This is a genomic window from Rhizobium sp. CCGE 510 (genome assembly GCF_000292525.1).
GTDB lineage: Bacteria > Pseudomonadota > Alphaproteobacteria > Rhizobiales > Rhizobiaceae > Rhizobium.
Genome location: NZ_AEYF01000018.1, coordinates 144,253 through 168,340, shown reverse-complemented (window position 1 = coordinate 168,340; position 24,088 = coordinate 144,253). Strand labels below are relative to the sequence as shown.

Genomic DNA, 24,088 nt, shown 5'->3' with positions numbered 1-24,088 from the left:
GCCGGTGACGATCAGGCGGCCTGCATCGTCTTGCCGGCCTCGTCGTCCAGGGCATTGGCCCGCTTGTAGGCCTCGCGTTCGCTGATACGGCCGAAATAATCGACGAAGGCCTGTCGCTTCTCGATGGAGCCGAAGCCGAGGCCCCAGCCGATATGCGAGCCGACATAGACGTCGGCGGCGGTGAAGCGCTCGCCGGCGACGTAGGTCGAGCCGGAGACGGCCATTTCAAGCGTGTTCATGACATCGCCGAAACCGCCGCAACCGGCCATGCGCAGGCGCTCCGTCGGAATTTCGAAGCCGAGAGCCTTCATCGTCACCGCCGATTCCAGCGGACCGGCGGCAAAGAACATCCAGCGGTAGTAGCGGGCGCGCTCTTCCGGCTTGGGAGCCAGCCCCTTTTCCGGGAAGGTCTCGGCGAGATAGGCGCAGATCGCCGCGCATTCGGTGACGACGGTGTCGCCGTGGCGGATCGCCGGCACCTTGCCCATCGGGTTGACCTGCAGATATTCCGGCTTCTTCATGCCTTCGCCGAAGGTCAGCAGCTCGGTGCGATAGGGCTGACCGATCTCCTCCAGCATCCAGCGCGCGATGCGGCCGCGCGACATGGGGTTCGTATAGAATACCAGCTCTTCGGTCATGACATCCTCCTCATTGCCGCTATGTCCGGCTTTGCCGTCGCCCGGATTCAATAGCGCGGCGAGGTCTTTGTGCAACCCCCGATCTTCAGAGAGCCTTGCGGTATTGAATGAAACCTGAGCGCTCGGCGATCTTGTCGTAGAGCCGCCGCGCCGTTGCATTCGTTTCGTGCGTCATCCAATAGAGACGGCCCGCACCATTTGCGCGGGCGAGATCGGCGACGGCGTCGATCAGCGCGGCGCCGGTGCCGAGACCGCGCTGGTTGTTTTCGACATAGAGATCCTGCAGATAGCAGGTCCATTGCGGCAGCCAGCAGGAGCGGTGAAAGATGGCGTGGACTATGCCGACAAGGTGGCCGTCGTCGTCGAAGGCGCCGAGCGCGTGCATCGGTTCGTCAGGATCGTGGAAGCGAGCCCAGGTGAGATCGGTGGTCTCCGGCGGAATGACCACCTCGTAAAAGCGCTGATAAGCAGCCCATAAGGGTTCCCAGGCGGCGCGGTCCAAGGGTTCAAGCGGTCGCAGGATGGCTGTCATCATTCATTCCCCAAATGAAAAACGGCGGAGAAAATCCCCGCCGTTTCAACGTTATCGCGAAAGGACCGGCTTACGCCATGGCCTTCTGCAGGTTCTGGTCGATCTTGTCGAGGAAGGCGGTGGTCGACAGCCACGGCTGGTCGGGGCCGATCAAAAGCGCCAGATCCTTGGTCATGAAACCGGATTCGACGGTGTCGACGCAGACCTTTTCGAGCGTTGCGGCAAAGCGAGCGAGCTCGGCATTGTCGTCGAGCTTGGCGCGATGGGCGAGGCCACGGGTCCAGGCGAAGATCGAGGCGATCGAGTTCGTCGAGGTTTCCTGGCCCTTCTGGTGCTGGCGGTAGTGGCGGGTGACGGTGCCGTGAGCCGCTTCGGCTTCGACTGTCTTGCCATCCGGTGTGAGCAGGACCGAGGTCATGAGGCCGAGCGAGCCGAAGCCTTGAGCAACCGTGTCGGACTGGACGTCGCCGTCATAGTTCTTGCAGGCCCAGACGTAGCCGCCCGACCACTTGAGCGCCGAGGCGACCATGTCGTCGATCAGGCGGTGTTCGTAGGTGATGCCGGCTTCCGTGAACTGATCCTTGAATTCAGCCTCGAAGACTTCTTCGAAGATATCCTTGAAGCGGCCGTCATAGGCCTTGAGGATGGTGTTCTTGGTCGACAGGTAGACCGGCCACTTGCGCATCAGGCCGTACATCATCGAGGCGCGGGCGAACTCCCGGATCGACTCGTCGAGGTTGTACATGGCCATCGCGACGCCGGAGCCCGGCGCGTTGAAGACTTCCTTCTCGATGACGGTGCCGTCGTCGCCGACGAACTTGATCGTCAGCTTGCCCTTGCCGGGGAACTTGAAATCGGTGGCGCGGTACTGATCGCCGAAGGCGTGGCGGCCGACGACGATCGGCTTGGTCCAGCCGGGAACCAGGCGCGGCACGTTCTTGCAGATGATCGGCTCGCGGAAAATGACACCGCCCAGAATGTTGCGGATCGTGCCGTTCGGGCTCTTCCACATTTCCTTAAGGTTGAATTCCTTGACGCGTGCTTCGTCCGGCGTGATCGTGGCGCACTTGATGCCGACGCCGTATTTCTTGATGGCGTTGGCGGCATCGACAGTCACCTGGTCGTTGGTGGCGTCGCGGTTTTCAACGGAGAGGTCGAAATAATCGATATCGAGGTCGAGATACGGATGGATCAGCTTATCCTTGATGAGCTGCCAGATGATGCGCGTCATTTCATCGCCGTCGAGATCGGCGACGGGATTGGCGACCTTGATCTTGTTCATGTATCTGCCTCGTTCGAACTTGAAGGGGGACGGGGTCCCGGGTGGGTGATGTGATGAGGAGCGCTATAGCATTGTGAGCCGGGAACGCAAAGCTGCAACGGGGGTCGACAACGCGTTTTTGCCGCCATTGCCAAGCGCGGAAATTTGGCTAGTGTCCGCCTTGATTTGCCCGTCCGGACCATAGACCATGAAGACAATTGCCATTGTTATCGCAAGCCTTATCCCCCTGTCAGGCGCCGCCCATGCGGCCGATGCCACCGCTCCGGTGAAGGAGATCATGGATGTTACTGGGAGCAACTGGGCCGACAACAACAATGATTGGACCGACATCTTCGATGCGAGCCGGCTCGATCATCTCTACAGCAAGGACTTCGTCGCGCGATACCATGCGGCGGCGCAGTTTCCGGCCGTCGATGACGACGGCATATCGCCATTCGACTACGACGTCATCGTCAACGGCCAGGATGCATGCCCGCTGGAAGATATGACCACAACGGCGGCACCGCCGGTCGACGGCACGACCGAGGTGACCGTGCGCTTCAAGAAGTCCGCCTGCTCGGACGCGCCCGATGCCAAGGACTATACGACCGTTCGTTTCGAGGTGGTCGAGGAGGCTGGCCAAGCGGTAATCGACGATATCGTCACCGAGAATATCGAAACGCAGGCCCGTGATTCCCTGAAGGCGACGATGGCGCTGATTGCCAAGGGCCAGTAGGCGCGCGACATATCGATCGATATCGACGGATTCGATCCCTGGCGGTATCTGTCAATCCCTGGGCGGCATGAGGGCTTGCATTTGTTTTCCGGTTTTAATTTCCGAGACTGGCTGCTTGCCAATGATCCGGCGCTCTCGCGCCTGCGCATGGCGTCGCGGGTGACGCTGACGATCGTTCTCTCATTCGTCATTCTCTTCGCCATCCAGATGTTCATCGTGCCGCTGCCGAAGGCGGCCTTCGGCCTCGGCATCGTGCTGTCGATCGAGGGCGGGATCGCGGTGCGCGATAAGGGGAATTCGCGCCAGCTGGTGACGCGGCTTTTCGGCTGTGTCGCAAGCCTTGCCGTCGTCGGCATTGCGGCCGGGCTCGAGGATCGCCGCTTTCTTTCCGATCTCGTCTTCCTGGTGGTGATTGCGCTCGCATCGGCCGGGCGGGTGTTCGGGCCACGCGGCTTTGCGATCGGCATGTTCTCCTTCACCTCGTATTTCATGGGGGCCTATTTCCAGCCTTCGCTTGCCGAACTGCCTTATGTGGCGGCCGGTCCCGTCGTCGCGGTGCTGGTCGGCCATGTGGTGCGGGCGGTGCTTCTGCCCGATGATTGGCGGCGCGACCTGCTACGCTCGCTCGAAAGTGTCAGGGGCCGGATCAACCAGATCCTACTCAAGCTCGCAGCCCTTGCCGGCGGCGGCCATCATGTCGGCGAGGGCGACCGGCAGGAGCTGCGCCAGCTGGAAGACCGGTTAAAAGAAGTGGTGCTGATGGCCGAGAGCTTCATTCCGCGCCCGCCGGCCGGTGTCTTCGACGGCGCCGCCGATCCCGCGGCCGAGCTGGCGATCCGGCTCTTCGACGCGCATCTCGCCGCCGAAAGCGCGATCGTCGTCAGCTTTCAGAACCCGCCGCCCTTTGCGCTCGTCCATGCCGTCATCGAGGCCGACAAGGCGGAACTCGCCACCTATGAGAAGACGACGGAAGCCATGAAGGACGAGCCGGAAGGCGAGGCGGTGCGGGCGCTCCTCTGGCTCGGTGAGGCGCGGCAGCAACTGACGCAGGCGATCGGCGAGGGGCAGGCCTCGGGTTTTGCAGGCATCGAGGCCGTCAAGGATACGGCACAGGCCGAGAAGATCGACTTTTCATTCGCCAATCCGCTGCTGCGCTCGGCATTGCAGATCACGCTTGCCTCGGCGATCGCCATGGGCTTCGGCTTGGCTCTATCGCGCGAGCGCTGGTTCTGGGCGGTGCTTGCCGCCTTTCTCGTCTTCACCAACACCAATTCCCGCGGCGACACGGCGATGAAGGCTCTGTCGCGCTCGCTCGGCACCGTGTTCGGGATCGCGATCGGTCTCGTGCTGGCGACGCTGATTTCGAGTCATCTGGTCATCGCCATTCCGGTCGCGGCTGCCTGCATCTTCTTCGCCTTCTATTTCCTGCAGGTCTCCTACGCAACGATGACCTTCTTCATCTCGATCGTGCTCTGCCTGGTCTACGGCATGACCGGCGTGCTGACGCTCGATCTCCTGCAACTGCGCATCGGCGAGACGGTGATCGGCGCGGTCGCCGGAACGGCGGTCGCATTCCTGGTTTTCCCGGCCCGCACACGCGGTGCGCTGGACGCCGCACTCGCGCGTTGGTTTCAGGCGCTGGAAGAGTTGCTGACGGCGATCGGAGAGGGCAAAAGCGGATTTTCGCTGATCGCGCTGTCGCAGAAAATCGATGCCTGTTACCGCGACGTCACGGTGGCGGCAAAGCCCCTCGGCTCGTCCTGGTCCGTCGTGACGCGGCCTGGCCAGATCCGCCAGACGCTGGCGATCTTCCTCTCATGCACCTATTGGTCGCGCATCCTGGCGAAAAGTGCCGCAGCGCCGGCCGCGGCCGACGAGCTGAAGACGCTGATCGCATCGGATCTGGTGCTGATGAAGGATGCGGCAGCACAGGGCTCGGCCTGTTTCTTCATCGAGCGCAAGGCATCTCGGACGACGGGACGGCATCTGCCGCTGTCGCGCGAGGGCGCGAGGCTCGGGCTCGAAATGATCGGTTCGGCGTTGGAAAGGCTCTATCCGCAGGCCGACGTCTTGCCGTTTGCGCCGGGCGAGGCTATTGCGCGCTCGAAACAGGGATAGGACCATGGCAGGCACGAACAGCGAGCGTCAACTTCTGGCCGAAGGGCCGGCCATCATTCTGGTCGAGCCGCAAATGGGTGAGAATATCGGCATGGTGGCGCGCGCCATGGCGAATTTCGGTCTTGCCGAACTGCGCCTCGTCAATCCGCGCGACGGCTGGCCGAACGAGAAGGCGCAGGCGACCGCCTCCAAGGCCGATCATGTCATCGCGGCGACCAAGGTCTACGACACGCTGGAGCAGGCGGTCGCCGATCTCAATTTCGTCTATGCGACGACGGCACGTGAGCGTGACGGCTTCAAGCCGGTCCGCTCGCCGGTCATCGCCGCCGAAACGCTGCGGGCGAGGTTCCGGGCGGGCGAGGGTACAGGCATCCTCTTCGGGCGCGAGCGCTGGGGGCTGACCAATGAGGAGGTGGCGCTTGCCGACGAGATCGTCACCTTTCCCGTCAACCCGGCCTTTGCCTCGTTGAACATTGCCCAGGCCGTGCTGCTGATGTCCTATGAATGGATGAAATCCGGTATGGAGGACATCGGCGCTGTAGCTTTTCAGGCGATGGGACAGACGCCCTCCACCAAGGAGCAGCTCTTCGGCCTGTTCGACCAGCTGGAAGAGGCGCTCGATGCGCGCGGATATTTCCATCCTGCCGGGAAAAAGCCTAAAATGATCGACAATCTGCGCGCAGTTCTATCTCGCCGGGCTTTCTCGGAGCAGGAAATCAGCGTGTTGCGCGGCGTCATCTCCTCCCTCGACCGCTTCTCGCGCAAAAGCCCGCGCGGCGGCAGGTTCCCGACAGCGGCCAAGGAAACACCGCCTGATGACAGCACCGACGCATGAGCTGAAACCGATCCTCGTCTTCGATTCCGGCATTGGCGGGCTGACCGTTCTGCGCGAGGCGCGGGTGCTGATGCCGGAACGCGGCTTCATCTATGTCGCAGACGATGCCGGCTTTCCCTATGGCGGCTGGGAGGAACAGGCGCTCAAGGAACGGATCGTCGGGCTTTTCGGCAAGCTGCTGACGGATCACGATCCCGAGGTCTGCATCATCGCCTGCAATACCGCCTTTACGCTGGTCGGCGCCGATCTGCGTGCCGCCTATCCTCAGATGACCTTCGTCGGCACCGTGCCGGCGATCAAGCCGGCGGCGGAGCGCACACGCTCGGGGCTGGTCTCGGTGCTCGCAACGCCAGGCACGGTGAAGCGGGCCTATACGCGCGATCTCATTCAGTCCTTTGCGCAGCAATGCCATGTCCGCCTCGTCGGCTCGGAAAACCTGGCTCGGATGGCAGAGGCCTATATTCGCGGTGATGCCGTCTCCGATGAGGCTGTGCTTGCCGAAATCGACCAGTGTTTCGTGGAGAAGGATGGTCGGAAGACCGATATCGTCGTGCTTGCCTGCACGCATTATCCTTTCATGGCCAATCTATTCCGGCGGATTGCGCCTTGGCCAGTCGACTGGCTCGATCCGGCCGAGGCAATCGCGCGCCGCGCCCGTACCTTGGTGCCGCTGGTCGCCGATGCCGTGCATCCCGACAATTTTGACTTCGCGGTCTTCACCTCGGGCCAGCAGGATTTTGCTACGCGGCGGCTGATGCAGGGCTTCGGTCTGAAAGCGTGAGGGGAATTGTCCTGTGGGTTGGCGAAATCTGGCCCTGAAAATCAGCAGATTCTTTGATAGACGGGGCGCTGCCGTTTCGGAAGAATGGCGCTTCGTTCATGTGAGTCTTTTCGTCGCGAGGATCGGCATTGCAAGTTGGCATCGATATGGGATTGGCGTCCGGCAGCCCGGCGACGCTCGATATCGAGGAGCTGCTGGCGACCCGTCTGCTGGTGCAGGGCAATTCCGGATCGGGCAAGTCGCATCTGTTGCGCCGCCTGCTCGAGCAATCGGCGCAATGGGTGCAGCAGGTCATCATCGATCCCGAGGGTGATTTCGTCACCCTTAGCGACAGGTTCGGCCATGTCGTCGTCGATGGCGAGCGCACCGAGGCGGAATTGGCCGGCATCGCCAATCGCATCCGCCAGCATCGTGTTTCCTGCGTGCTGACGCTCGAAGGCCTCGACATCGAGCAGCAGATGCGGGCGGCCGCAGCCTTCCTCAACGGCATGTTCGATGCCGATCGCGAATACTGGTATCCGGTTCTCGTCGTCGTCGACGAGGCGCAGATGTTTGCACCGTCGGTCGGCGGCGACGTCTCGGAAGATGCACGCAAGATGTCGCTCGGGGCAATGACCAACCTGATGTGCCGCGGCCGCAAGCGCGGGCTTGCCGGCGTCATCGCGACGCAGCGGCTTGCCAAGCTCGCCAAGAACGTCGCGGCCGAGGCCTCCAACTTCCTGATGGGCCGCACCTTTCTCGATATCGACATGGCGCGCGCCGCCGACCTGCTCGGCATGGACCGGCGCCAGGCCGAGATGTTCCGCGACCTGAAGCGTGGTAATTTCGTCGCCCTCGGCCCTGCGCTTTCGCGCCGGCCGCTGCCGATCCAGATTGGCGCGGTGGAAACCTCGGCGCGTTCCTCCAGCCCGAAGCTGATGCCGCTGCCGGATGCGCCCCAGGATGTCGAGGATCTGATCTTCACGCCCGATCCGGAGGAGTTTCTCCGTCCGCCGGTGCGCCGCGCGCCGCCGGCGCCGCGGCCAACGACCGACATTCTCGCTGAACTTTCGCGCTCGACGCCGGCGGCATCGGCCGCGCCGGCCGAGGTGAGGGCAAGCCAGATAGAGGTATCCGCCGAGGAGCGGGAAGAGCGCCTTGCCGGCGTCTTTGCCGAAATACTCGACGACCCCACCTCCGCCTTCCGCACCGATTCGGTGCTCTACCAGGATTTTCTCGTCCGGCTGCGAATGCGCCGCGTGCCGGGACCGCCGATCGCGTTGCCGGATTTCCGCCGGCGGGTGGCAATCTCCCGCTCCGGTGTCGATGCGGAAACCGCTGCGAGCGATGCCTGGGCAACGGCGCTGTCGCTGTCATCGAATGTCACCGACGACCTGCAGGGTGTCTTCCTGATGCTCGCCAAGGCGGCCGTCTGCGGCGAGCCGTGCCCATCGGACGCGCGCATTGCTCGCGCCTACGGCACCCATTCCGCCCGCCGTGCCCGGCGCCTGCTCGGTTATTTCGAGGAGCAGGGCAGCATTGTCGTGCACACGGATTTTTCCGGAAAACGTATTGTCGCGTTCCCGGATATGAATTGCCAGACAGCGCCGGGCGATGCCAACGCGCCCGATACAGGCGATCAGCCGCTGGCTGCGGAATAGTGGTGTTTTCGGGCTTTGCCGCGGTTGACAATTTCATGACGGCGCTCTAAAGACCGCCCCAAGCACCGGGCAGCAATGTCCGGTGTTTCATTTGACATGTCCCGTGGATCGTTCCTGTTCGCTAACCGGAACATCCTGTCAGATCTCGCAAGAGTTCAGAGGAGGGCGTGTTTCCTTCGCGCGGTTTGGCAACAGACCGACAGAAACCTTTGAAAGGAAATACGATGAGCAAGCGCGAATCGTCCAAGTACAAAATCGACCGCCGTATGGGCGAAAACATCTGGGGCCGTCCGAAGTCCCCGGTGAACCGCCGCGAATACGGCCCGGGCCAGCACGGCCAGCGCCGCAAAGGCAAGCTTTCGGACTTCGGTGTGCAGCTGCGCGCCAAGCAGAAGCTCAAGGGCTATTACGGTGACCTGCGCGAAAAGCAGTTCCGCGCGATTTTCGCCGAAGCCGACCGCCGCAAGGGCGACACCTCGGAAAACCTGATCGGCCTGCTGGAATCGCGTCTTGACGCGATCGTCTATCGCGCCAAGTTCGTTCCGACGGTGTTTGCTGCCCGTCAGTTCGTCAACCACGGCCACGTCACCGTCAACGGTGTGCGCGTCAACATCGGCTCCTACCGCTGCAAGGCCGGCGACGTCATCGAAGTTCGCGAAAAGTCGAAGCAGATGGTGACCGTTCTGGAAGCCGTCAGCCTCGCCGAGCGCGACGTTCCGGACTATATCGAAGCCGATCACCACAAGATGGTCGCCACCTTCGGCCGCGTCCCAACGCTCAGCGACGTTCCGTTCCCGGTCATCATGGAACCGCAGCTGGTCGTCGAATTTTATTCGCGTTAACAATACCAGGCGTTTTCGCATATGGAAAAGCCGCTCTTTCGGGCGGCTTTTTTGTTATCTGGAGAGAAGCGATGACGGATTTGCAGGCGACCCTCGATAGTATCTATAGCGATATTCTGCCGCGCATCGGCGAGGGCAAGGTCGCCGACTATATTCCCGAGCTTGCCAAGGTCGATCCGAAGCAGTTCGGCATGGCGATCGTTACCGTCGACGGCAAGGTCTATCGCGTCGGCAATGCCGATATCGCCTTTTCGATCCAGAGCATATCGAAGGTCTTCATGCTGACGCTGGCGCTCGGCAAGGTCGGCGAGAGCCTCTGGAAGCGCGTCGGGCGCGAACCGTCCGGATCGGCCTTCAACTCGATCGTCCAGCTCGAGCACGAGGGCGGCATCCCCCGCAATCCCTTCATCAATGCCGGCGCGATCGCCGTCAGCGACGTCGTCATGGCCGGCCATGCGCCGCGCGAAGCGATCGGTGAGTTGTTGCGCTTCGTGCGTTATCTCGCCGATGACGAGTCGATCAGCATCGACGACAGGGTGGCGCGCTCGGAAACGCAGACGGGATACCGCAATGTCGCGCTTGCCAACTTCATGCGCGCCTATCGCAATCTCGACCATCCGGTCGACCATGTGCTCGGCGTCTATTTTCATCAATGCGCGCTGTCGATGAGCTGCGAGCAGCTGGCCCGTGCCGGACTGTTCCTGGCGGCGCGCGGCAGCAATCCGATGACCGGCCACTCGGTGGTCTCGCCGAAACGGGCGCGGCGCATCAATGCGCTGATGCTGACCTGCGGCCATTACGATGGCTCGGGCGACTTTGCCTATCATGTCGGCCTGCCCGGCAAGAGCGGCGTCGGCGGCGGCATCTTTGCGGTGGCGCCGGGAATAGCCTCGATCGCCGTGTGGTCGCCAGGGCTGAACAAGGTCGGCAACTCGCAGCTCGGGGCCGTGGCGCTCGAGATGCTGGCGGCACGCACCGGCTGGTCGGTTTTCGGCGATTGACGTTGTGTTGCCGCAGCAATTCAACGTGCAGCAGCATGTTTTGCGCATGTTAGAGGACGCGCAGCGCTGTCGTTTCTGCTAAGGCAGGTCTGGATCTTAGGAAGAAGCAATGAATATCGCAGCCAATATCGACGACGAGTTGGAGAGCGGCGAGGCCGACATTGGCGGCCATGCGCTTTTTGCCGATGCGCCGCGCTCGGTCTCCTTCAACAAGCTGCGCAAGCGGCTGCTGCGGCAGGTGCGCCAGGCCTTCGACGATTTCGACATGCTGAAGGGGCAGAGGCGCTGGCTAGTCGGCCTTTCCGGCGGCAAGGACTCTTATGGGCTATTGGCGCTGCTGCTCGATCTCAAATGGCGCGGGCTGCTGCCGGTCGAGCTCATCGCCTGCAATCTCGACCAGGGCCAGCCGAACTTTCCCAAGCACGTGCTGCCGGATTATCTGACGAAGATCGGCGTCCGGCACCGGATCGAATATCGCGACACCTATTCGATCGTGAAGGAGAAGGTGCCGGAGGGAGCGACCTATTGCTCGCTCTGCTCGCGGCTGCGCCGCGGCAATCTTTACCGCGTCGCCCGCGAAGAAGGCTGCGACGCGCTGGTGCTCGGCCACCATCGCGAGGACATTCTCGAAACCTTCTTCATGAATTTCTTCCATGGCGGCCGGCTCGCCTCGATGCCGGCGAAGCTTCTGAATGACGAGGGCGATCTGATGGTGCTGCGGCCGCTTGCCTATGCGGCCGAGGACGACCTCGCAAAGTTCGCCGCCGCCATGCAGTTTCCGATCATTCCCTGCGATCTCTGCGGCTCGCAGGATGGGCTGCAGCGCAACGCGATGAAAGATATGCTCGCCGATATCGAGCGGCGGATGCCAGGCCGCAAGGATACGATGCTGCGGGCGCTTTCGCATGTGAACCCATCGCACCTGCTCGATCCGAAACTCTTCGACTTTTCCGCCCTTACAGCGCCGCGCGTCTCTTCAGACGCGCAAGGGCCGCTGTAACACTTTGAATTGCTGCATAATTCCTTGAATCGGTTCCAATTTGAGGAATTATGCATTGGTGTCACCGATCCTTCATGAAAGGCCGGCTATGCAGGCTGGCTATTGGATGATGTACAGGATTTCGCATGACTATTTCAGATCAGGATATTCTCTTTCTCGGCGATTGTGTCAGGGAGGCTGCGCGTGCGGAAATCATGCCGCGTTTCCGCAATCTCGGCACTGCCGATGTTTCGGAGAAGACCTCGGCAATCGACCTCGTGACGCAGGCGGATCTGCTCGCCGAACACAGGATCACCGCGGCGCTGAAAGAGCGCTTTCCTGCAGCGCTCATCGTCGGTGAAGAAGCCTATGACGCCGACCGGTCGGTGGTGCCGGCACTTGCCGATGCCGAACTTGCCTTCGTCATCGACCCTGTCGACGGCACCTTCAATTTCGCGGCCGGGCTTCCGGTGTTCGGGACGATGCTGGCGGTCACCATCAAGGGTGAGACGGTCGCCGGCATCATTCACGATCCCGTTCTCGGCGACACCGTGACGGCGATCAAAGGCGCGGGCGCCTTCCTGACACGGCCGGATGGGCAGTCGACAAAGCTCAAAGTGGCTGAGCCTGCCGCCTTGAACCAAATGGTCGGCGGCATCTCATGGGGCCATATGGACGATCCGGATCGTTCGCGCATCTCAGCCAACTTGGCAAAGATCAGGATGGCCTTCGCCTTCAACTGCTCGGCCTATGAATATTGGATGGTTGCCTCCGGCAAGATGCATTTCATCGGCCATGCGAAGCTGATGCCCTGGGATCACCTGGCCGGCGTGCTTGCGCATCAGGAGGCCGGCGGCCATACGGCGAAATTCGACGGCACGCCCTATCGCCCCGGCGAAACGACGGGCGGCATCATTTCTGCACCCGATCGAGACAGCTGGAAGTTGATCCGGCGTGAAATCGTCGACATTTAACTTGAGGGCATTTTCGAAAGACCGGACCAAAAGGATCTGACATGACAACGACTGTCGACGTGACCGTTCTTGCCGAGCTGCTGCGCCGTGCGGCGAAGGCGGAGATCCTGCCGCGTTTTCGCAGGCTCCGCCAGGATGAGGTGCGCGCCAAGAGCGAGGCGACCGATCTCGTTACCGAGGCCGACGAGCAGGCCGAGCGGATGATCAAGGCGGAAGCCGCACAGCTCTGGCCAGGCGCGCTGTTCCTCGGCGAGGAATCGGTCGCTGCCGACCCGGCGCTGCTCGGCAGCCTTGCCGATGCGGATCTGGCGATCGTCGTCGATCCGGTCGACGGCACGTTCAATTTCGCCTCCGGCATCCCGGCCTTCGGGGTCATGGCCTCCGTCATTTCAGGCGGCGAGACCGTTGCCGGCATCATCTACGATCCGATGGGCGACGACTGGGTGATGGCGGAAAAGGGCGCCGGTGCCTGGCTGCGCCGGCCGGATGGCGAGGCGCAGCGACTGCGCGTGGCCGAGCCTGTCGTGCTCGAGGAGATGGTCGGGATGGCCTCGACCGGCTATCTGCCGAAGGAGAAGCGGGCCGAAGTGCTCGGCAATCTCGCCAAGGTGCGCTTCCTCACCAATTACCGCTGTGCCGCTCACGAATACCGGACCTTTGCCGGCGGCCATGTGCATTACCTGATGTACAACAAGCTGATGCCTTGGGACCATCTGGCCGGCACGCTGATCTCGCAGGAGGCAGGCGGCTTTGCGGCGCGCATCGACGGCTCGCCCTACCTGCCGCATCATCTCGATGGCGGCTTGCTGATTGCCCCCGACAGGGCCTCGTGGGAGGTGCTGCGGCGCGAGGTTTTTACGGTCTGAACGTGTGCACCTGACTGGTCGGGCCGGATCTATCGTCGAAAGCTCGCTCGCAGAACTCAGATTTTGCGGCCGAGTTCTGCGACAACAAAATTCCTGCATTGCCGACGACGCTCGCGTCGCCTCGCGAAACTTAGGAATTGGGCGACGGCCCCTCAAACCAGACGCCGCTGAAATTCGGTTCGACCGGTCCGGTAAGAAACACGCTTCCGATACCGTCCCACCTGACCGTAACCGTTCCGCCGTCGCATTCGACGTCGACAGAGTCGCCCAACAAACCGCGCCGGATTCCATTTACGGCTGCGCCGCAGGAACATGATCCCGAGCCAAGCGGAATCCCACCGCCGCGTTCCCATATGCGGAGACGAATCCTTGTCGGACTAAGTACCTGAACGAAATGGACATTGGTCTTTTGCGGAAACAATGGGTGCGATTCCATCTCAGGTCCAAGCGTCTCCACATCCACGGCTTCCAAATCTTCGACAAAGAACGTGCAATGTGGATTGCCCATACTGCAAGCAGTCGGGTTGCCTGGTAGAGGCAGCGTTAAGGTGTCCACTTCCTGGGCGATCGGTACATCGTGCCAATGTAGAAGCGGTTCACCCATATCAACCGATATCAGGCCATCCGTTTCCAGAGAGCAATTGAGAAGCCCACGGTTGGTCCTGACCATAACTGAGGAAGAGCCGGTTTCTCGCAGCAGCTGCCAAGCAACACCTCGTGTAGCACTACCGCATGCATCAAGCATTGAACCGTCGGGATTCCAGAACGTAAGCCGAACCGCAGCGTCATCGCAATCCGACATAACCGCGAGTTGATTGAAACCTATTCCCCGGTTCCGATCCCCGAGACGCTTGGCAATGTCTCGATTGATTTTGTTCGCTTGCCCACGCAGATCGACAACGACGAAGTCATCTCCGTTTGCGTGCATTTTCTGAAAACTGAAAGACATCGTTGCTCCAATGTACAATTCACTGCAAAACCCATATCGCCGCAAAAATCCCGATCAAAACAACAGTTTTGCGACTGATTTCACAATATCGCAATATCAGTCCTTTGCGGATTTGCCGGAATTATCCGTAGAACTTTTCCATGAGGAAGTTTTCAAGGGCTTGCCCGCGTTTCTCGACGATCTGCCTCGTTACCACGCGGAAACCTTTGCGCTCGAAGAACGGTCGAGCCGTTCGGCTGGCTTCCGTATAGATTCTGCCGAAGCCGAGCCTCAGCGCTTCATCTTCGACCCTGCTCAACAGAAGGCTTGCGATACCAAACCGTTGAAATTCGGGGTGCACGAACATCATGTCCAGGCAGCCGTCGCCGGTCAGATCCGAAAATCCTACCGGCTTTCTGTCAAATTCCGCGATCCAGGCTGGCCTGCTGATCCTTCGCTCCGCCCATCGACTGCGGTCTTCCACCCTTGCCCAGGCCTCTATCTCTGCCGGTGAATAGTCCTTCGACGAGACTTCGCGAATAGCGCGCAGGAAAATGTCAATCGTCGCGTCTATGTCACTTGGCGTGTAAGGCCGGATCAGAATTCGGTCGTCCATCGAGAATGCCTTTCACCTACACCGCCTTACGCTATAGGAGAGCGAGAATTTGTTCCCACGCTCGCCGTCCCAATTCGGTATCGGCTTCATGACTTCCGCCGTGAGCATGTAGCGATGATCGGGGAGTGGTTTCGCCCGGGAGCAGAATGCGATGGCCCGCCGTTTCTCCGAGGACGATTTCCGTAGGTAAGCCCGAATCTGCGCGACGCCGTACGATCGACGCGGCGAATTTGTCCGACGGCCAAAGGACGTCATCACATCCCGCTACAAGGAGAATTCGAGCATTGGTTCTCTCCAAGGGGATCGTCGCTGCCTCGATCTCGGGCTCGTGCACATGGAGGCATCGTTCGAACAGGCCGCGATAGGCGACGAGCCCGTTCCTGTATTCCCGCACCCAATTGGGGTCCGACGATACGAAAGGAAGCGGCTTGCCTTGCAAAGTCCAGGATGAGCGTTCCGGCCAGTTGACGCCATCGCGACCCGGACCGATATTTCCCCATACGACTGAGGATGGGCTCATTGCGACGACAGCGCTGATGCGCGGATCGTGGACCGCCGCAAGCAGCGCGGCTTCGGCGCCTTTCGATGTTCCAACCAGGACGAGGCGTTTGCAGCCGAGTTCCACCAGATAGTCTATCGCTGAGAAGAAGGTTTCCAGCGGCACCTCGCAAATACCCGGCACCTGACCTTCGCCGCCGAACCAGCGAAGGGCCATTGCCGTTACGCCCTGGCTCGCAAACAATCTGGCGCGGGCCGCATCGACCCGGCCACTGGAACCAGAGAGCACCAAGACGCCGGTGCCGGTGTCCGGTTCGGAATGAAAGACCTCGCCCTGCAGTTCCGGAGGGAGACGGCGATGTTCTGTATCCAAAACCAAACCCTCCGCTTGGGTCAGAAGTGGGCCGCACCCGGATCGAGCTGCGGGCCGTCGCCCGGGTGGGTGAAGAGCTTGCCGTTCTCAGCCCAAAGCGTGGCCGCGATCGTTACCGCGCCAAAGAGCGCGAAGCCGCCGAAGAGCGGCTGCACCGTGCCGTTGAACATCTGGCCGACCAGGCCGCCGAGGATGGCGCCCGCTGTCGTCGAGACGAAGCCGGTGATGGCGGTGGCGGTGCCGGCGAGATTGCCCATTGGCTCGAGGCTGATGGCGGTGAAATTGGTGGCGATCACGGCAAACATCATCAGCACGATGGTGAAGATGCCATAGGCGATGGCGAAGTCCGGTTTGCCGGCCAGCGAATAGAAAAAGCCCGCGGCCGACAGCCCCGTGAAGATCAGCAGGGCGGCATGCGAGATGCGGCGCATGCCGAATTTGCGGACGAAGGAGCCGTTGGCGAAATTGGCCACAGCGATGCCGCCGGCGGTGGCGGCAAAAGCGATAGGCAGCCAGTCGCCAAGGCCATAAACCTCGCCGAACACCTGCTGCACCGAGATCACGTAAGCGCTGATGACGCCGGTAAACATGGTGAGACCGATCATATAGCCGCAGGTGATGCGGTTGGTGAGCACGGTCTTGAAGCCATCGACGACAGAGGCGACCGACAGCGGCAGCCGCTCTTCCGGCGGCAGCGATTCTTTCAGCCGCAGAAAAGCCCAGACGAACAGGATCATGGCGATGATGCCAAGCAGGATGAAGATCCAGTGCCAATTGGCGTAGAGGATGATGAGCTGGCCGACGGAAGGGGCAACGATCGGCACGATCATGAAGACGATCATGACGTAGGACATGACACGGGCCATCTCGCGGCCGCCGAAGCAGTCACGCACCATGGCCATGGTGGTAATGCGCACGGCCGCACCGCCGATACCCTGGACGAAACGCATGATGAGCAGCATTTCGAAGCTACCCGTCGCTGCGGCGGCCAGCATTCCGAAGACGTAGCAGGCCAAGCCGCCGAGCAGGATTTTGCGACGGCCGAACGTATCCGAAAGGCTGCCGAAGAATATCTGCGAGACGCCGAAGCCGAGGAAGAACACGCCGATGATCAGCTGCGCGTCGTTGGGGTTGGTGACGCCGAGGGAATGACCGATATTGGGCAATGCCGGCAGCATGCTGTCGATCGCCATGGCGACACTGGCGGTCATGAGGGCGATGGTGACCACGAATTCGCCAAAGCCCATGCCGATGCGGCGGGAGCCCTGGTTTTCCTGGTGCGGTTTATGCGGCGGCGTCATGTGGTGAAATCCCGGATGCGGAGGAGGTGGCCGTTCAGAGGAGGTGGGCCGTTTCAGACGGCCGGGTTCTGCTGTTGGAAGAGGCGGCCCTTCTCGGCGATCAGCACGAAGACGAGGCCGATAATCGACACGAAGAAGTACCCCGCGACCATCGGCAATGCAGTGCCGTCAAAGGCCTGGCCGATGCCGGCGCCGATCAGGGCGCCGCCGACCGTGCTCATGAAACCGAGAACGGAGGAGGCAGTGCCGGCGACGTGGCCGAGCGGCTCCATGGCGAGCGAATTGAAGTTTGAGCCGATCCAGCCGAACTGGAACATGGCCAGGCCGAAGAAGGAGATGAACAGAGCAAAGGGCATCGGCTCGGAGCTCGCCATCTGGACGATCAGCCAGATGGTGTTGATGACGATGAAGCCGATCAGCGAGCCATGCGACAGGCGGCGCATGCCGAGCTTGCCGACGAAACGCGAATTGAAAAAAGACGACAGCGACATGAAGATCGCCACGCCGGCGAAGGCGAAGGGGAAATAGACGCCGAGGTCGTAAATGCCGACATAGACCTGCTGGGCTGAATTGATGAAGCCGAACAAGGCGCCGAAGATGAAGGTGCTGGCGATGGTGTAGCAGAGCGCCGTGCGATTGGTCAGCACCAGTTTGAAGGCACCAAAGATCGAGCGGGCGGTGAAGGGGCGGACATTGGCGGGGTGCAGGGTTTCCGGCAGGCGGAGATAGGCCCAGACGGCGATACCAGTCGCCATGGCGGCGATGAAGAGGAAGATCAGATGCCAGTTGCCGAAGAACATGACGATCTGGCCGGTGCCGGGCGCAATCACCGGCACGATCATGAAGACCATCATGATCAGCGACATGACTTCGGCCATCTGCCGGCCGCCATAGATATCGCGGACAATGGAGACGGTGATGACGCGGGTGGCCGCCGAACCGACGCCCTGGACGAAACGCAGGGCGAGCAAGCCTGCAAAGGTAGGGACGAAGACGATACTGATGGCGGAGAGAATGTAGATGACGAGACCGATCAAGAGCGGCGTGCGGCGGCCGAAACGGTCAGACAGCGGCCCGTAGAACAGCTGGGCACAGCCGAAGCCGAGCAGATAGGTGGAGACGACGAATTGGCGATGATTTTCGCTCTCGACGCCGAGGCTCGCGCCGATCTGCTGCAAGGCCGGCAGCATGATATCGATCGCCAGAGAGTTGACGGCCATCAGGAAGGCGGCGAGCGCGATAAATTCTCGCTTGCCCATGGGCAGGCGGCCCGCGGACACGGCTTGTGATGAATCTGTCACAAAGATATTCCCATAAACAGGCTAAGGCGCTGCTAGCCGCAGCGCCTCGGACTCAAGATTACAGATTTGGAAACCGGGCGGACGCCCGGTGACCGATCAGGCGGCGCCGCGCACGGTGATGCCGTTTTCCTGGAGGTGCTGCTGCAGCTCACCGGCCTGGAACATTTCCCGGACGATGTCGCAGCCGCCAACGAACTCACCCTTTATGTAGAGCTGCGGGATCGTCGGCCAGTTGGAATAATCCTTGATGCCCTGGCGGATTTCCGAATCGGCGAGCACGTTGACGCCCTTATAGTCGACACCGACGTAATCGAGAATCTGCACGACCTGGCCGGAGAAACCGCACTGCGGAAACTGCGGCGTGCCCTTCATGAAGAGGACGACGTCGTTGCTCTTGATTTCGTTGGCGATGAATTCGTTAATGCCGCTCATAGAACCAAATCCTTTCAACAGGCGGGTTAAAGGCCCGCCGTTTCAATCGTTGTCTTTAGATAGCATGCGACAGCAGGAATTCCAGCCGCCCAAACCAAAAAAAGACCAATTATCGCAGGCCTCTCCGGGGTTGTTGCCGGCGCGTTACGGTTGGTGGGTGAGATAGGCCTGAATCTGTTCGATTTCAGTATCGGTGAAATATTTGAAATCCCACTGCGAAACCTGCGTCATCACGCCGAGATCGCGGCCTCCGACACCCTTGCCGGTGCGCAGCAACGTCTTGAAATCGGCAGGCGAATAGGATTGCGCCAGGGGCTTCAGCGCCGGGGCGAGAAAGGCTTCGGACTGCTTTGCCGTATCGAGATTGTGGCAGTGGCTGCAATCGGTCCTGAAGGCATATTCGCCGATATCGGCCGGGCGCGTCGCGGCGGGGGTGATGACGGCGGGCATCAGATCGGCCTCGAAGGGGATCTTGTCGAGCGCCAGGCCCACGCGGCCGAGCGGTCCCCATTGCGTTCCTCCCACGACGGCGTCGGGAAGTTGCTTCAGAGTGCGAAGCCAGGTGATCAGTGCTGCCATGTCGTCGTCGGTGATATTGGCAAAATTACCGGCCGGCATGATGAAGACGCCGGTGCCGTCCTTCTTGACGCCGTGGCGGATGAGACGCACGAGTTCTGCATCGCTGTACATAGGCACGAGGCGGGTCAGGTTCGGTGCGACGATGCGGCCGACGCCGGGCTCGTCGATCAGCACGTTGCCGGCATCGTGATGGCAGCCGCCGCACATCAGCGTGCGAGCGCGGCGTTCCGCCTCTTCGGGGGACAGCGTGGTCTTGACGGCAAAATCGGCCGCCGCGACGTCGTAGGTCCGGGAAAGGCGCATCTCCGACAGGGCGTAGACGCCGGCAACGGCGATGAGACAGATCGCGACGACGGCCGCGAGGACAATTTTCAAAATACGTTTCATCGGCTCGGCCCCCCAAATGGCCTTTTGGAGGCGGACGTGCCGCGCTCCATCGTGATAATCCGTTTGAAATCGGCATAGGCTAGCGCCGGCTTTCGCGTTGCCGCGGCTTATCGAGCCGGCGCGGATATTGGAAATCTGCAAGATCGATGCCGGCGAAGGCACCAAACACTAAAGCACGTCGCATCAACTTGATTCATGCGACGTGCTTTAGTCCTTTGTTTTTATGCATGTCGTTATCCCGGAACCGCTGCACACTTCCGGGCGACATGCATCAGCCGCGGCGCTGGCGGCTGCGGCCAGCGGCGGTGCGGCGCTTGCTGACCTGTTTACGGGCGGGCTTGCGTGTGGTTGCGGTGGTTTTGCGGCCGGTCGAGGTCGGCTTGCGTGCTGCAGTCGTCGTCGCCGGGCTGCGCGTTTTGCGCTTCTTGCGCTTCGCCGTGGCGCGGCCGGTGGTTTTCTTCAGGATTTCCTTCAACACGCTGTCGACGACGCCCGATATCAATTCTTTGACAAGATCGGCCACAAAACCCCTCCGTTCGTGGTGGAAACGACATGGGTGCTATTGAATTCCGGAAGAGTTCCGTTAGCAAGACGGCTTCGAGACCAAAGCCGCTTTTTTGCCGATTTGGCGGCAAAGCGGGCCGGATCACAAGCAACATGCCGGCCATTCGCCCGGCCGGAAGGTGGAATGAAACTGATCGAAACGCGGGTCGTCCTACACTTCGCCGGCTTCGAGCCGCTTGACGGCGCCGCCCACAGGGCGCGCTACGAACGTTCTGCCAAGCAGAGCGCTGCCGTCTGGGGCTATTTAGTTGAGGTGGGAGTGCCAGCGGCAGGAAGCGACCCCCTCAGTTTCGAGGTCACGGCGGGCAGCGGGGCAGCCGGCGGCGCGACGCCTGAGGCAAGGACCGACTCTCCCGGCTGGAAGACGAAGAGCCGGATCCACATGGTCGATCACGACGCACTGGTAAGCCGGCTGCGCGGCGGCAATACGCTGCGCCAGATCATTGCGGGCTTCCGCAGTTGCGCCCAAATCATATTGGAAGGCGGCATGCGGGGATATTTCCGGCACGCCTGGCGCTTCGGCCTGTTCTTCCTCTTTCCGTTCCTGCTGACGGCGCTGGCAATTGCGCTGACGGCGCTAATCGCTGTGCTGCCCTATGGTCTCGGCTTTTCGCCGTGGCACATGCTGTGGAGCGGGCCGCTGGCGCTCTGCTTCTTCATCTTCGCCTTCCTGCCGTTTTCCGAACGCTTCCATACGCTGCACCTGTTTGCCGATTGGAAAATGGCGGTGGCGCTCGGCCGCATGGACCAAACCGATTTCAACGACTGGCTGGAAGACCGGGCTGCTGCCGTGCGCAAGGCGCTTGATGAAGAGGCAGACGAGTATGTGATCTCCTCGCACAGCATGGGGTCAAACGTCGCCGCCCATGTCATCGGCATATTGCTGGAAAGGGAGCCGGAGATCTTCAAGGGCAAGCGTGTGGTGTTTGCCACCCTTGGCAGTGCCATCCTGCAATGCGCGCTGCTGTCATCGGCAACGCAGCTTCGCGCCCGCGTCGGGCTGATCGCCCGTTGTCCCGAAATCTCCTGGCTCGACGTGCAGTGCCTGACGGATTCAATCAATTTCTACAAGGTGCCGGTCGTCGCCGTTTCCGGCCATGCGGATGCACCTCCGGCGAAGATGATGCTGATCCGCGTCAAGCAGATGCTGACGCGCGAGCACTACCGCAAGATCCGCAAGGATCAGTTGCGTGTCCACCGGCAATATGTGCTTGGTCCCGATCTGCCGGCGCCCTTCGACTTCACGCTGATGACCTCGGGACCGATGCCGGCTTCGATCTTTGCCAGCCCAGACGAAAAGAGAATGCCCGGCTGAGGCCGGACATCACCTATTCGGATAACTGCGGGCTCTATTCCGGCGCGGAGGTCTGCAGCGCGAGCGCGTGCAACACGCCGCCCATATTGCCCTTTAGCGCCTCGTAGACCATCTGGTGCTGCTGCACGCGGCTCTTGCCGCGGAAGACTTCGGCGACGACTTCGGCGGCGTAGTGATCGCCGTCGCCCGCCAGATCGCGGATCGTTACCTTGGCACCGGGAATCCCAGCCTTGATCATGTCTTCGATATCGCCGGGTTTCATGGCCATGATCGTTACTCCTTGCGCATTATTCCGCGGCGAGTTCGCCGCGGCCTTCCATGAAGTCAGGGAACCACGATTCATGGGCATCGCGCAATTGCTGAATCGGCAGCGAGATGAGATCGCCGACGACGAGTGCCGTCCCTCCGACCGTGCCGAGACGGCGGAAAGGAACGCCGGCGCCTTCTGCATTGGCGCAGACGAAATTTGCAACGTCGGCAGGCACCGTCAAGAGGTAGCGAGCCTGGTCTTCGCCGAAGAGCAGGGCATGCGGCGCGCCTTTGCCTTCGCCGAGATCGATCGTCAGGCCCTTGTTCGATGCCATGGCCATTTCGGCGAGCGCGACGGCAAGGCCGCCGGACGAAATATCGTGGCAGGCGGTCGCCTGGCCGTTGCGGATGACGGAGCGGACGAAATCGCCGTTGCGCCGCTCGGCAAACAGATCCACCTCGGGTGCGGGACCTTCTCGGCTGGCGAGAACATCGCGGAGATAGACCGACTGGCCGAGATGGCTGCCGTCGACGCCGATCATGATCACCTTGTCGCCGTCATTGGCGGCACCGATGCGGGCCATCTTGCGCCAGTCCGGCAGCAGACCGACGCCTGCGATCGTCGGGGTCGGCAGGATGGCGACGCCGTTGGTCTCGTTGTAGAGCGAGACGTTACCTGAGACGATCGGGAAATCGAGCGCCCGGCAGGCTTCGCCAATGCCCTTCACCGCCTCGACGAACTGGCCCATGATTTCGGGCTTTTCGGGATTGCCGAAATTGAGATTGTCGGTGGCAGCGAGCGGCTCAGCGCCTGTCGCGGTAATGTTGCGCCAGCATTCGGCGACCGCCTGCTTGCCGCCTTCGAAGGGGTCGGCCTCGACGTAACGCGGGGTGACGTCGGAGGAGAAGGCGAGAGCCTTGCTCGGATGGCCGTCGACGCGCACGACGCCGGCATCGCCGCCCGGAAGCTGCAGCGAATTGCCCTGGATCAGCGTGTCATACTGCTCGTAGACCCAACGGCGGCTCGACTGGTTGGCGGAGCCGACAAGCTGGAGCAACGCCTGGCCGTAATCCTCAGGGGCTGCGACGAGATTGGCAGGCAGGGGAGCCTGCTTGCCGGATTCGCGCCAGGGGCGGTCATATTCCGGCGCCTGGTCGCCGAGATCCTTGATCGGCAGATTGGCGACTTCCTCGCCCTGGTGTATGACGCGGAAGCGCAGATCGTCGGTGGTTTTACCGACGATGGCGAAGTCGAGGCCCCATTTGACGAAGATCGCCTTGGCTTCGGCTTCCTTCTCCGGCTGCAGCACCATGAGCATGCGCTCCTGGCTTTCCGACAGCATCATCTCGTAGGCGGTCATCATCTCTTCGCGGACGGGCACCTTGTCGAGCTCGAGCAGGATGCCGAGATCGCCCTTGGCGCCCATTTCGACGGCCGAGCAGGTGAGGCCGGCCGCACCCATGTCCTGGATGGCGATCACGGCGCCGGTCTGCATCAGCTCGAGGCAGGCTTCGAGCAGGCACTTTTCGGTGAAGGGGTCGCCGACCTGAACGGTCGGGCGCTTTTCCTCGATCGATTCATCGAATTCGGCCGAGGCCATCGTCGCGCCGCCGACGCCGTCGCGGCCGGTCTTGGCGCCGAGATAGACGACCGGAAGGCCGACGCCCTTGGCTTCGGACAGGAAGATGGCATTGGATTTGGCGATGCCGGCGGCAAAAGCGTTGACGAGGATGTTGCCGTTGTAGCGCGCGTCGAATTCGACTTCGCCGCCGACCGTTGGCACGCCGAAGGAATTGCCGTAACCGCCGACGCCGGCGACGACGCCGGAGACCAGGTGGCGGGTCTTCGGGTGATCCGGCTCGCCGAAGCGCAAGGCGTTCATCGCGGCGATCGGGCGCGCGCCCATGGTGAAGACATCACGCAAGATGCCGCCGACGCCGGTCGCAGCCCCCTGGTACGGCTCGATATAGGAGGGATGGTTGTGGCTCTCCATCTTGAATACGACGCAATCGCCATCATCGATATCGACCACGCCGGCATTTTCGCCCGGGCCCTGGATGACGCGCGGCCCCGTGGTCGGCAGGGTGCGCAGCCACTTCTTCGAGGATTTGTAGGAGCAGTGCTCGTTCCACATGGCCGAGAAGATACCGAGCTCCGTAAAAGTCGGTTCGCGGCCGATCAGATCGAGGATGCGCTGGTACTCGTCCGGCTTCAGGCCGTGGCTTGCAATGAGTTCCGGCGTGATCGGCTTGGTGTTTGGAATGGTCATGAGCGGAAAGTCCCTGGCGCGTTTGCGCTGTCTTTAGCTTATGTAGCGGCAACGTGCGACAGAAAAAAGCCC

At 61.5% G+C, this 24,088-nt stretch carries 24 protein-coding genes; 11 read left to right on the top strand and 13 right to left on the bottom strand.

Translation table 11 applies throughout. The annotated features are described in order from the left end of the window. Positions 1 to 11: 11 nt before the first annotated feature. From RCCGE510_RS09355 to RCCGE510_RS09345, 3 genes are all read right to left on the bottom strand, one after another. Complete coding sequence (locus RCCGE510_RS09355; RefSeq protein ID WP_007629322.1) at positions 12 to 638, bottom strand: glutathione S-transferase family protein; 627 nt, start codon at positions 636 to 638, stop codon at positions 12 to 14. Positions 639 to 723: 85 nt separating this feature from the next. Beyond that, complete coding sequence (locus RCCGE510_RS09350) at positions 724 to 1,170, bottom strand: GNAT family N-acetyltransferase (protein ID WP_037078210.1); 447 nt, start codon at positions 1,168 to 1,170, stop codon at positions 724 to 726. A gap of 70 nt (positions 1,171 to 1,240) precedes the next feature. Next, a complete protein-coding gene (locus tag RCCGE510_RS09345; RefSeq protein ID WP_007629320.1) occupies positions 1,241 to 2,452 on the bottom strand; it encodes an NADP-dependent isocitrate dehydrogenase in 1,212 nt (403 codons plus the stop codon). A gap of 187 nt (positions 2,453 to 2,639) precedes the next feature. Here RCCGE510_RS09345 and RCCGE510_RS09340 point away from each other — a divergent pair, with 187 nt between their 5' ends. The 10 genes from RCCGE510_RS09340 (at position 2,640) to RCCGE510_RS09295 (ending at position 13,203) form a co-directional block, all read left to right on the top strand. Then, positions 2,640 to 3,167 carry a hypothetical protein gene (locus tag RCCGE510_RS09340; protein WP_007629319.1) on the top strand — a complete coding sequence of 176 codons (528 nt, stop codon included), beginning with the start codon at positions 2,640 to 2,642 and terminating at the stop codon, positions 3,165 to 3,167. Between the two features lie 75 nt (positions 3,168 to 3,242). After that, the gene (locus tag RCCGE510_RS09335) at positions 3,243 to 5,285 is read left to right on the top strand and encodes an FUSC family protein (RefSeq protein WP_007629318.1); all 2,043 of its coding nucleotides are present in this window, start codon (positions 3,243 to 3,245) and stop codon (positions 5,283 to 5,285) included. Between the two features lie 4 nt (positions 5,286 to 5,289). Beyond that, on the top strand, positions 5,290 to 6,120 hold the full coding sequence (locus tag RCCGE510_RS09330; protein ID WP_007629317.1) for an RNA methyltransferase: 831 nt from the start codon (positions 5,290 to 5,292) through the stop codon (positions 6,118 to 6,120). Further along, positions 6,101 to 6,901 (top strand): glutamate racemase, encoded by an 801-nt coding sequence (gene murI, locus RCCGE510_RS09325; protein ID WP_007629315.1) that lies wholly within the window; start codon positions 6,101 to 6,103, stop codon positions 6,899 to 6,901. Before RCCGE510_RS09330 ends, murI begins: the two co-directional genes overlap by 20 nt. A gap of 128 nt (positions 6,902 to 7,029) precedes the next feature. Next, positions 7,030 to 8,541: an ATP-binding protein gene (locus RCCGE510_RS09320; protein ID WP_007629313.1), complete on the top strand. Its 1,512-nt coding sequence runs from the start codon at positions 7,030 to 7,032 to the stop codon at positions 8,539 to 8,541. A 224-nt stretch (positions 8,542 to 8,765) separates the two neighbouring features. Beyond that, the gene (rpsD, locus tag RCCGE510_RS09315; RefSeq protein ID WP_007629312.1) at positions 8,766 to 9,383 is read left to right on the top strand and encodes a 30S ribosomal protein S4; all 618 of its coding nucleotides are present in this window, start codon (positions 8,766 to 8,768) and stop codon (positions 9,381 to 9,383) included. Between the two features lie 71 nt (positions 9,384 to 9,454). Further along, complete coding sequence (locus tag RCCGE510_RS09310; protein ID WP_007629311.1) at positions 9,455 to 10,384, top strand: glutaminase; 930 nt, start codon at positions 9,455 to 9,457, stop codon at positions 10,382 to 10,384. 109 nt (positions 10,385 to 10,493) lie between these two features. After that, positions 10,494 to 11,384, top strand: coding sequence for a tRNA 2-thiocytidine(32) synthetase TtcA (gene ttcA, locus RCCGE510_RS09305; protein ID WP_007629310.1), 891 nt, complete (start codon positions 10,494 to 10,496; stop codon positions 11,382 to 11,384). Between the two features lie 125 nt (positions 11,385 to 11,509). Then, complete coding sequence (locus RCCGE510_RS09300; protein ID WP_007629309.1) at positions 11,510 to 12,337, top strand: inositol monophosphatase family protein; 828 nt, start codon at positions 11,510 to 11,512, stop codon at positions 12,335 to 12,337. A 41-nt stretch (positions 12,338 to 12,378) separates the two neighbouring features. After that, positions 12,379 to 13,203, top strand: coding sequence for an inositol monophosphatase family protein (locus RCCGE510_RS09295; RefSeq protein WP_007629308.1), 825 nt, complete (start codon positions 12,379 to 12,381; stop codon positions 13,201 to 13,203). A 130-nt stretch (positions 13,204 to 13,333) separates the two neighbouring features. Here RCCGE510_RS09295 and dapF read toward each other — a convergent pair whose 3' ends face one another. The 8 genes from dapF to RCCGE510_RS09255 all read right to left on the bottom strand — a co-directional run bounded on the left by dapF (position 13,334) and on the right by RCCGE510_RS09255 (position 20,141). Further along, positions 13,334 to 14,152 carry a diaminopimelate epimerase gene (dapF, locus tag RCCGE510_RS09290; RefSeq protein WP_007629306.1) on the bottom strand — a complete coding sequence of 273 codons (819 nt, stop codon included), beginning with the start codon at positions 14,150 to 14,152 and terminating at the stop codon, positions 13,334 to 13,336. A gap of 121 nt (positions 14,153 to 14,273) precedes the next feature. After that, complete coding sequence (locus tag RCCGE510_RS09285) at positions 14,274 to 14,747, bottom strand: GNAT family N-acetyltransferase (protein WP_007629304.1); 474 nt, start codon at positions 14,745 to 14,747, stop codon at positions 14,274 to 14,276. A 31-nt stretch (positions 14,748 to 14,778) separates the two neighbouring features. Further along, positions 14,779 to 15,618 (bottom strand): acyl-CoA thioester hydrolase/BAAT C-terminal domain-containing protein, encoded by an 840-nt coding sequence (locus tag RCCGE510_RS09280; protein WP_007629303.1) that lies wholly within the window; start codon positions 15,616 to 15,618, stop codon positions 14,779 to 14,781. Positions 15,619 to 15,638: 20 nt separating this feature from the next. Further along, positions 15,639 to 16,919, bottom strand: a complete 1,281-nt coding sequence (locus RCCGE510_RS09275) for a multidrug effflux MFS transporter (protein WP_007629302.1) — start codon at positions 16,917 to 16,919, stop codon at positions 15,639 to 15,641. 53 nt (positions 16,920 to 16,972) lie between these two features. Then, the gene (locus RCCGE510_RS09270) at positions 16,973 to 18,178 is read right to left on the bottom strand and encodes a multidrug effflux MFS transporter (protein ID WP_007629300.1); all 1,206 of its coding nucleotides are present in this window, start codon (positions 18,176 to 18,178) and stop codon (positions 16,973 to 16,975) included. Between the two features lie 138 nt (positions 18,179 to 18,316). Beyond that, positions 18,317 to 18,652 carry a Grx4 family monothiol glutaredoxin gene (grxD, locus tag RCCGE510_RS09265; protein WP_007629299.1) on the bottom strand — a complete coding sequence of 112 codons (336 nt, stop codon included), beginning with the start codon at positions 18,650 to 18,652 and terminating at the stop codon, positions 18,317 to 18,319. A gap of 144 nt (positions 18,653 to 18,796) precedes the next feature. Then, on the bottom strand, positions 18,797 to 19,618 hold the full coding sequence (locus tag RCCGE510_RS09260) for a c-type cytochrome (protein WP_007629297.1): 822 nt from the start codon (positions 19,616 to 19,618) through the stop codon (positions 18,797 to 18,799). Between the two features lie 271 nt (positions 19,619 to 19,889). Next, entirely contained in the window at positions 19,890 to 20,141 is a 252-nt protein-coding gene (locus tag RCCGE510_RS09255; RefSeq protein ID WP_007629296.1) for a hypothetical protein, read from the bottom strand. A gap of 165 nt (positions 20,142 to 20,306) precedes the next feature. On the opposite strand from RCCGE510_RS09255, the gene RCCGE510_RS09250 reads away from it, so the two are divergent. After that, positions 20,307 to 21,497, top strand: coding sequence for a hypothetical protein (locus RCCGE510_RS09250; protein ID WP_007629294.1), 1,191 nt, complete (start codon positions 20,307 to 20,309; stop codon positions 21,495 to 21,497). A gap of 34 nt (positions 21,498 to 21,531) precedes the next feature. Here the strand turns inward: RCCGE510_RS09250 and RCCGE510_RS09245 are convergent, their stop codons facing one another. Both RCCGE510_RS09245 and purL read right to left on the bottom strand, forming a co-directional pair. Beyond that, complete coding sequence (locus RCCGE510_RS09245) at positions 21,532 to 21,765, bottom strand: BolA family transcriptional regulator (RefSeq protein ID WP_003586236.1); 234 nt, start codon at positions 21,763 to 21,765, stop codon at positions 21,532 to 21,534. 19 nt (positions 21,766 to 21,784) lie between these two features. Next, positions 21,785 to 24,016 carry a phosphoribosylformylglycinamidine synthase subunit PurL gene (gene purL / locus RCCGE510_RS09240; RefSeq protein WP_007629288.1) on the bottom strand — a complete coding sequence of 744 codons (2,232 nt, stop codon included), beginning with the start codon at positions 24,014 to 24,016 and terminating at the stop codon, positions 21,785 to 21,787. Positions 24,017 to 24,088 lie beyond the last annotated feature (72 nt).

Coding starts and splice junctions, on each gene's coding strand:
- ttcA (WP_007629310.1), top strand. CDS start 10,494: ATGAATATCGCAGCCAATATCGACGACGAGTTGGAGAGCGGCGAGGCC.
- RCCGE510_RS09340 (WP_007629319.1), top strand. CDS start 2,640: ATGAAGACAATTGCCATTGTTATCGCAAGCCTTATCCCCCTGTCAGGC.
- RCCGE510_RS09310 (WP_007629311.1), top strand. CDS start 9,455: ATGACGGATTTGCAGGCGACCCTCGATAGTATCTATAGCGATATTCTG.
- RCCGE510_RS09330 (WP_007629317.1), top strand. CDS start 5,290: ATGGCAGGCACGAACAGCGAGCGTCAACTTCTGGCCGAAGGGCCGGCC.
- RCCGE510_RS09300 (WP_007629309.1), top strand. CDS start 11,510: ATGACTATTTCAGATCAGGATATTCTCTTTCTCGGCGATTGTGTCAGG.
- RCCGE510_RS09275 (WP_007629302.1), bottom strand. CDS start 16,919: ATGACGCCGCCGCATAAACCGCACCAGGAAAACCAGGGCTCCCGCCGC.
- RCCGE510_RS09245 (WP_003586236.1), bottom strand. CDS start 21,765: ATGGCCATGAAACCCGGCGATATCGAAGACATGATCAAGGCTGGGATT.
- RCCGE510_RS09355 (WP_007629322.1), bottom strand. CDS start 638: ATGACCGAAGAGCTGGTATTCTATACGAACCCCATGTCGCGCGGCCGC.
- rpsD (WP_007629312.1), top strand. CDS start 8,766: ATGAGCAAGCGCGAATCGTCCAAGTACAAAATCGACCGCCGTATGGGC.
- RCCGE510_RS09295 (WP_007629308.1), top strand. CDS start 12,379: ATGACAACGACTGTCGACGTGACCGTTCTTGCCGAGCTGCTGCGCCGT.
- murI (WP_007629315.1), top strand. CDS start 6,101: ATGACAGCACCGACGCATGAGCTGAAACCGATCCTCGTCTTCGATTCC.
- RCCGE510_RS09270 (WP_007629300.1), bottom strand. CDS start 18,178: ATGGGCAAGCGAGAATTTATCGCGCTCGCCGCCTTCCTGATGGCCGTC.
- RCCGE510_RS09285 (WP_007629304.1), bottom strand. CDS start 14,747: ATGGACGACCGAATTCTGATCCGGCCTTACACGCCAAGTGACATAGAC.
- RCCGE510_RS09350 (WP_037078210.1), bottom strand. CDS start 1,170: ATGACAGCCATCCTGCGACCGCTTGAACCCTTGGACCGCGCCGCCTGG.
- RCCGE510_RS09260 (WP_007629297.1), bottom strand. CDS start 19,618: ATGAAACGTATTTTGAAAATTGTCCTCGCGGCCGTCGTCGCGATCTGT.
- dapF (WP_007629306.1), bottom strand. CDS start 14,152: ATGTCTTTCAGTTTTCAGAAAATGCACGCAAACGGAGATGACTTCGTC.
- RCCGE510_RS09345 (WP_007629320.1), bottom strand. CDS start 2,452: ATGAACAAGATCAAGGTCGCCAATCCCGTCGCCGATCTCGACGGCGAT.
- RCCGE510_RS09250 (WP_007629294.1), top strand. CDS start 20,307: ATGAAACTGATCGAAACGCGGGTCGTCCTACACTTCGCCGGCTTCGAG.
- grxD (WP_007629299.1), bottom strand. CDS start 18,652: ATGAGCGGCATTAACGAATTCATCGCCAACGAAATCAAGAGCAACGAC.
- purL (WP_007629288.1), bottom strand. CDS start 24,016: ATGACCATTCCAAACACCAAGCCGATCACGCCGGAACTCATTGCAAGC.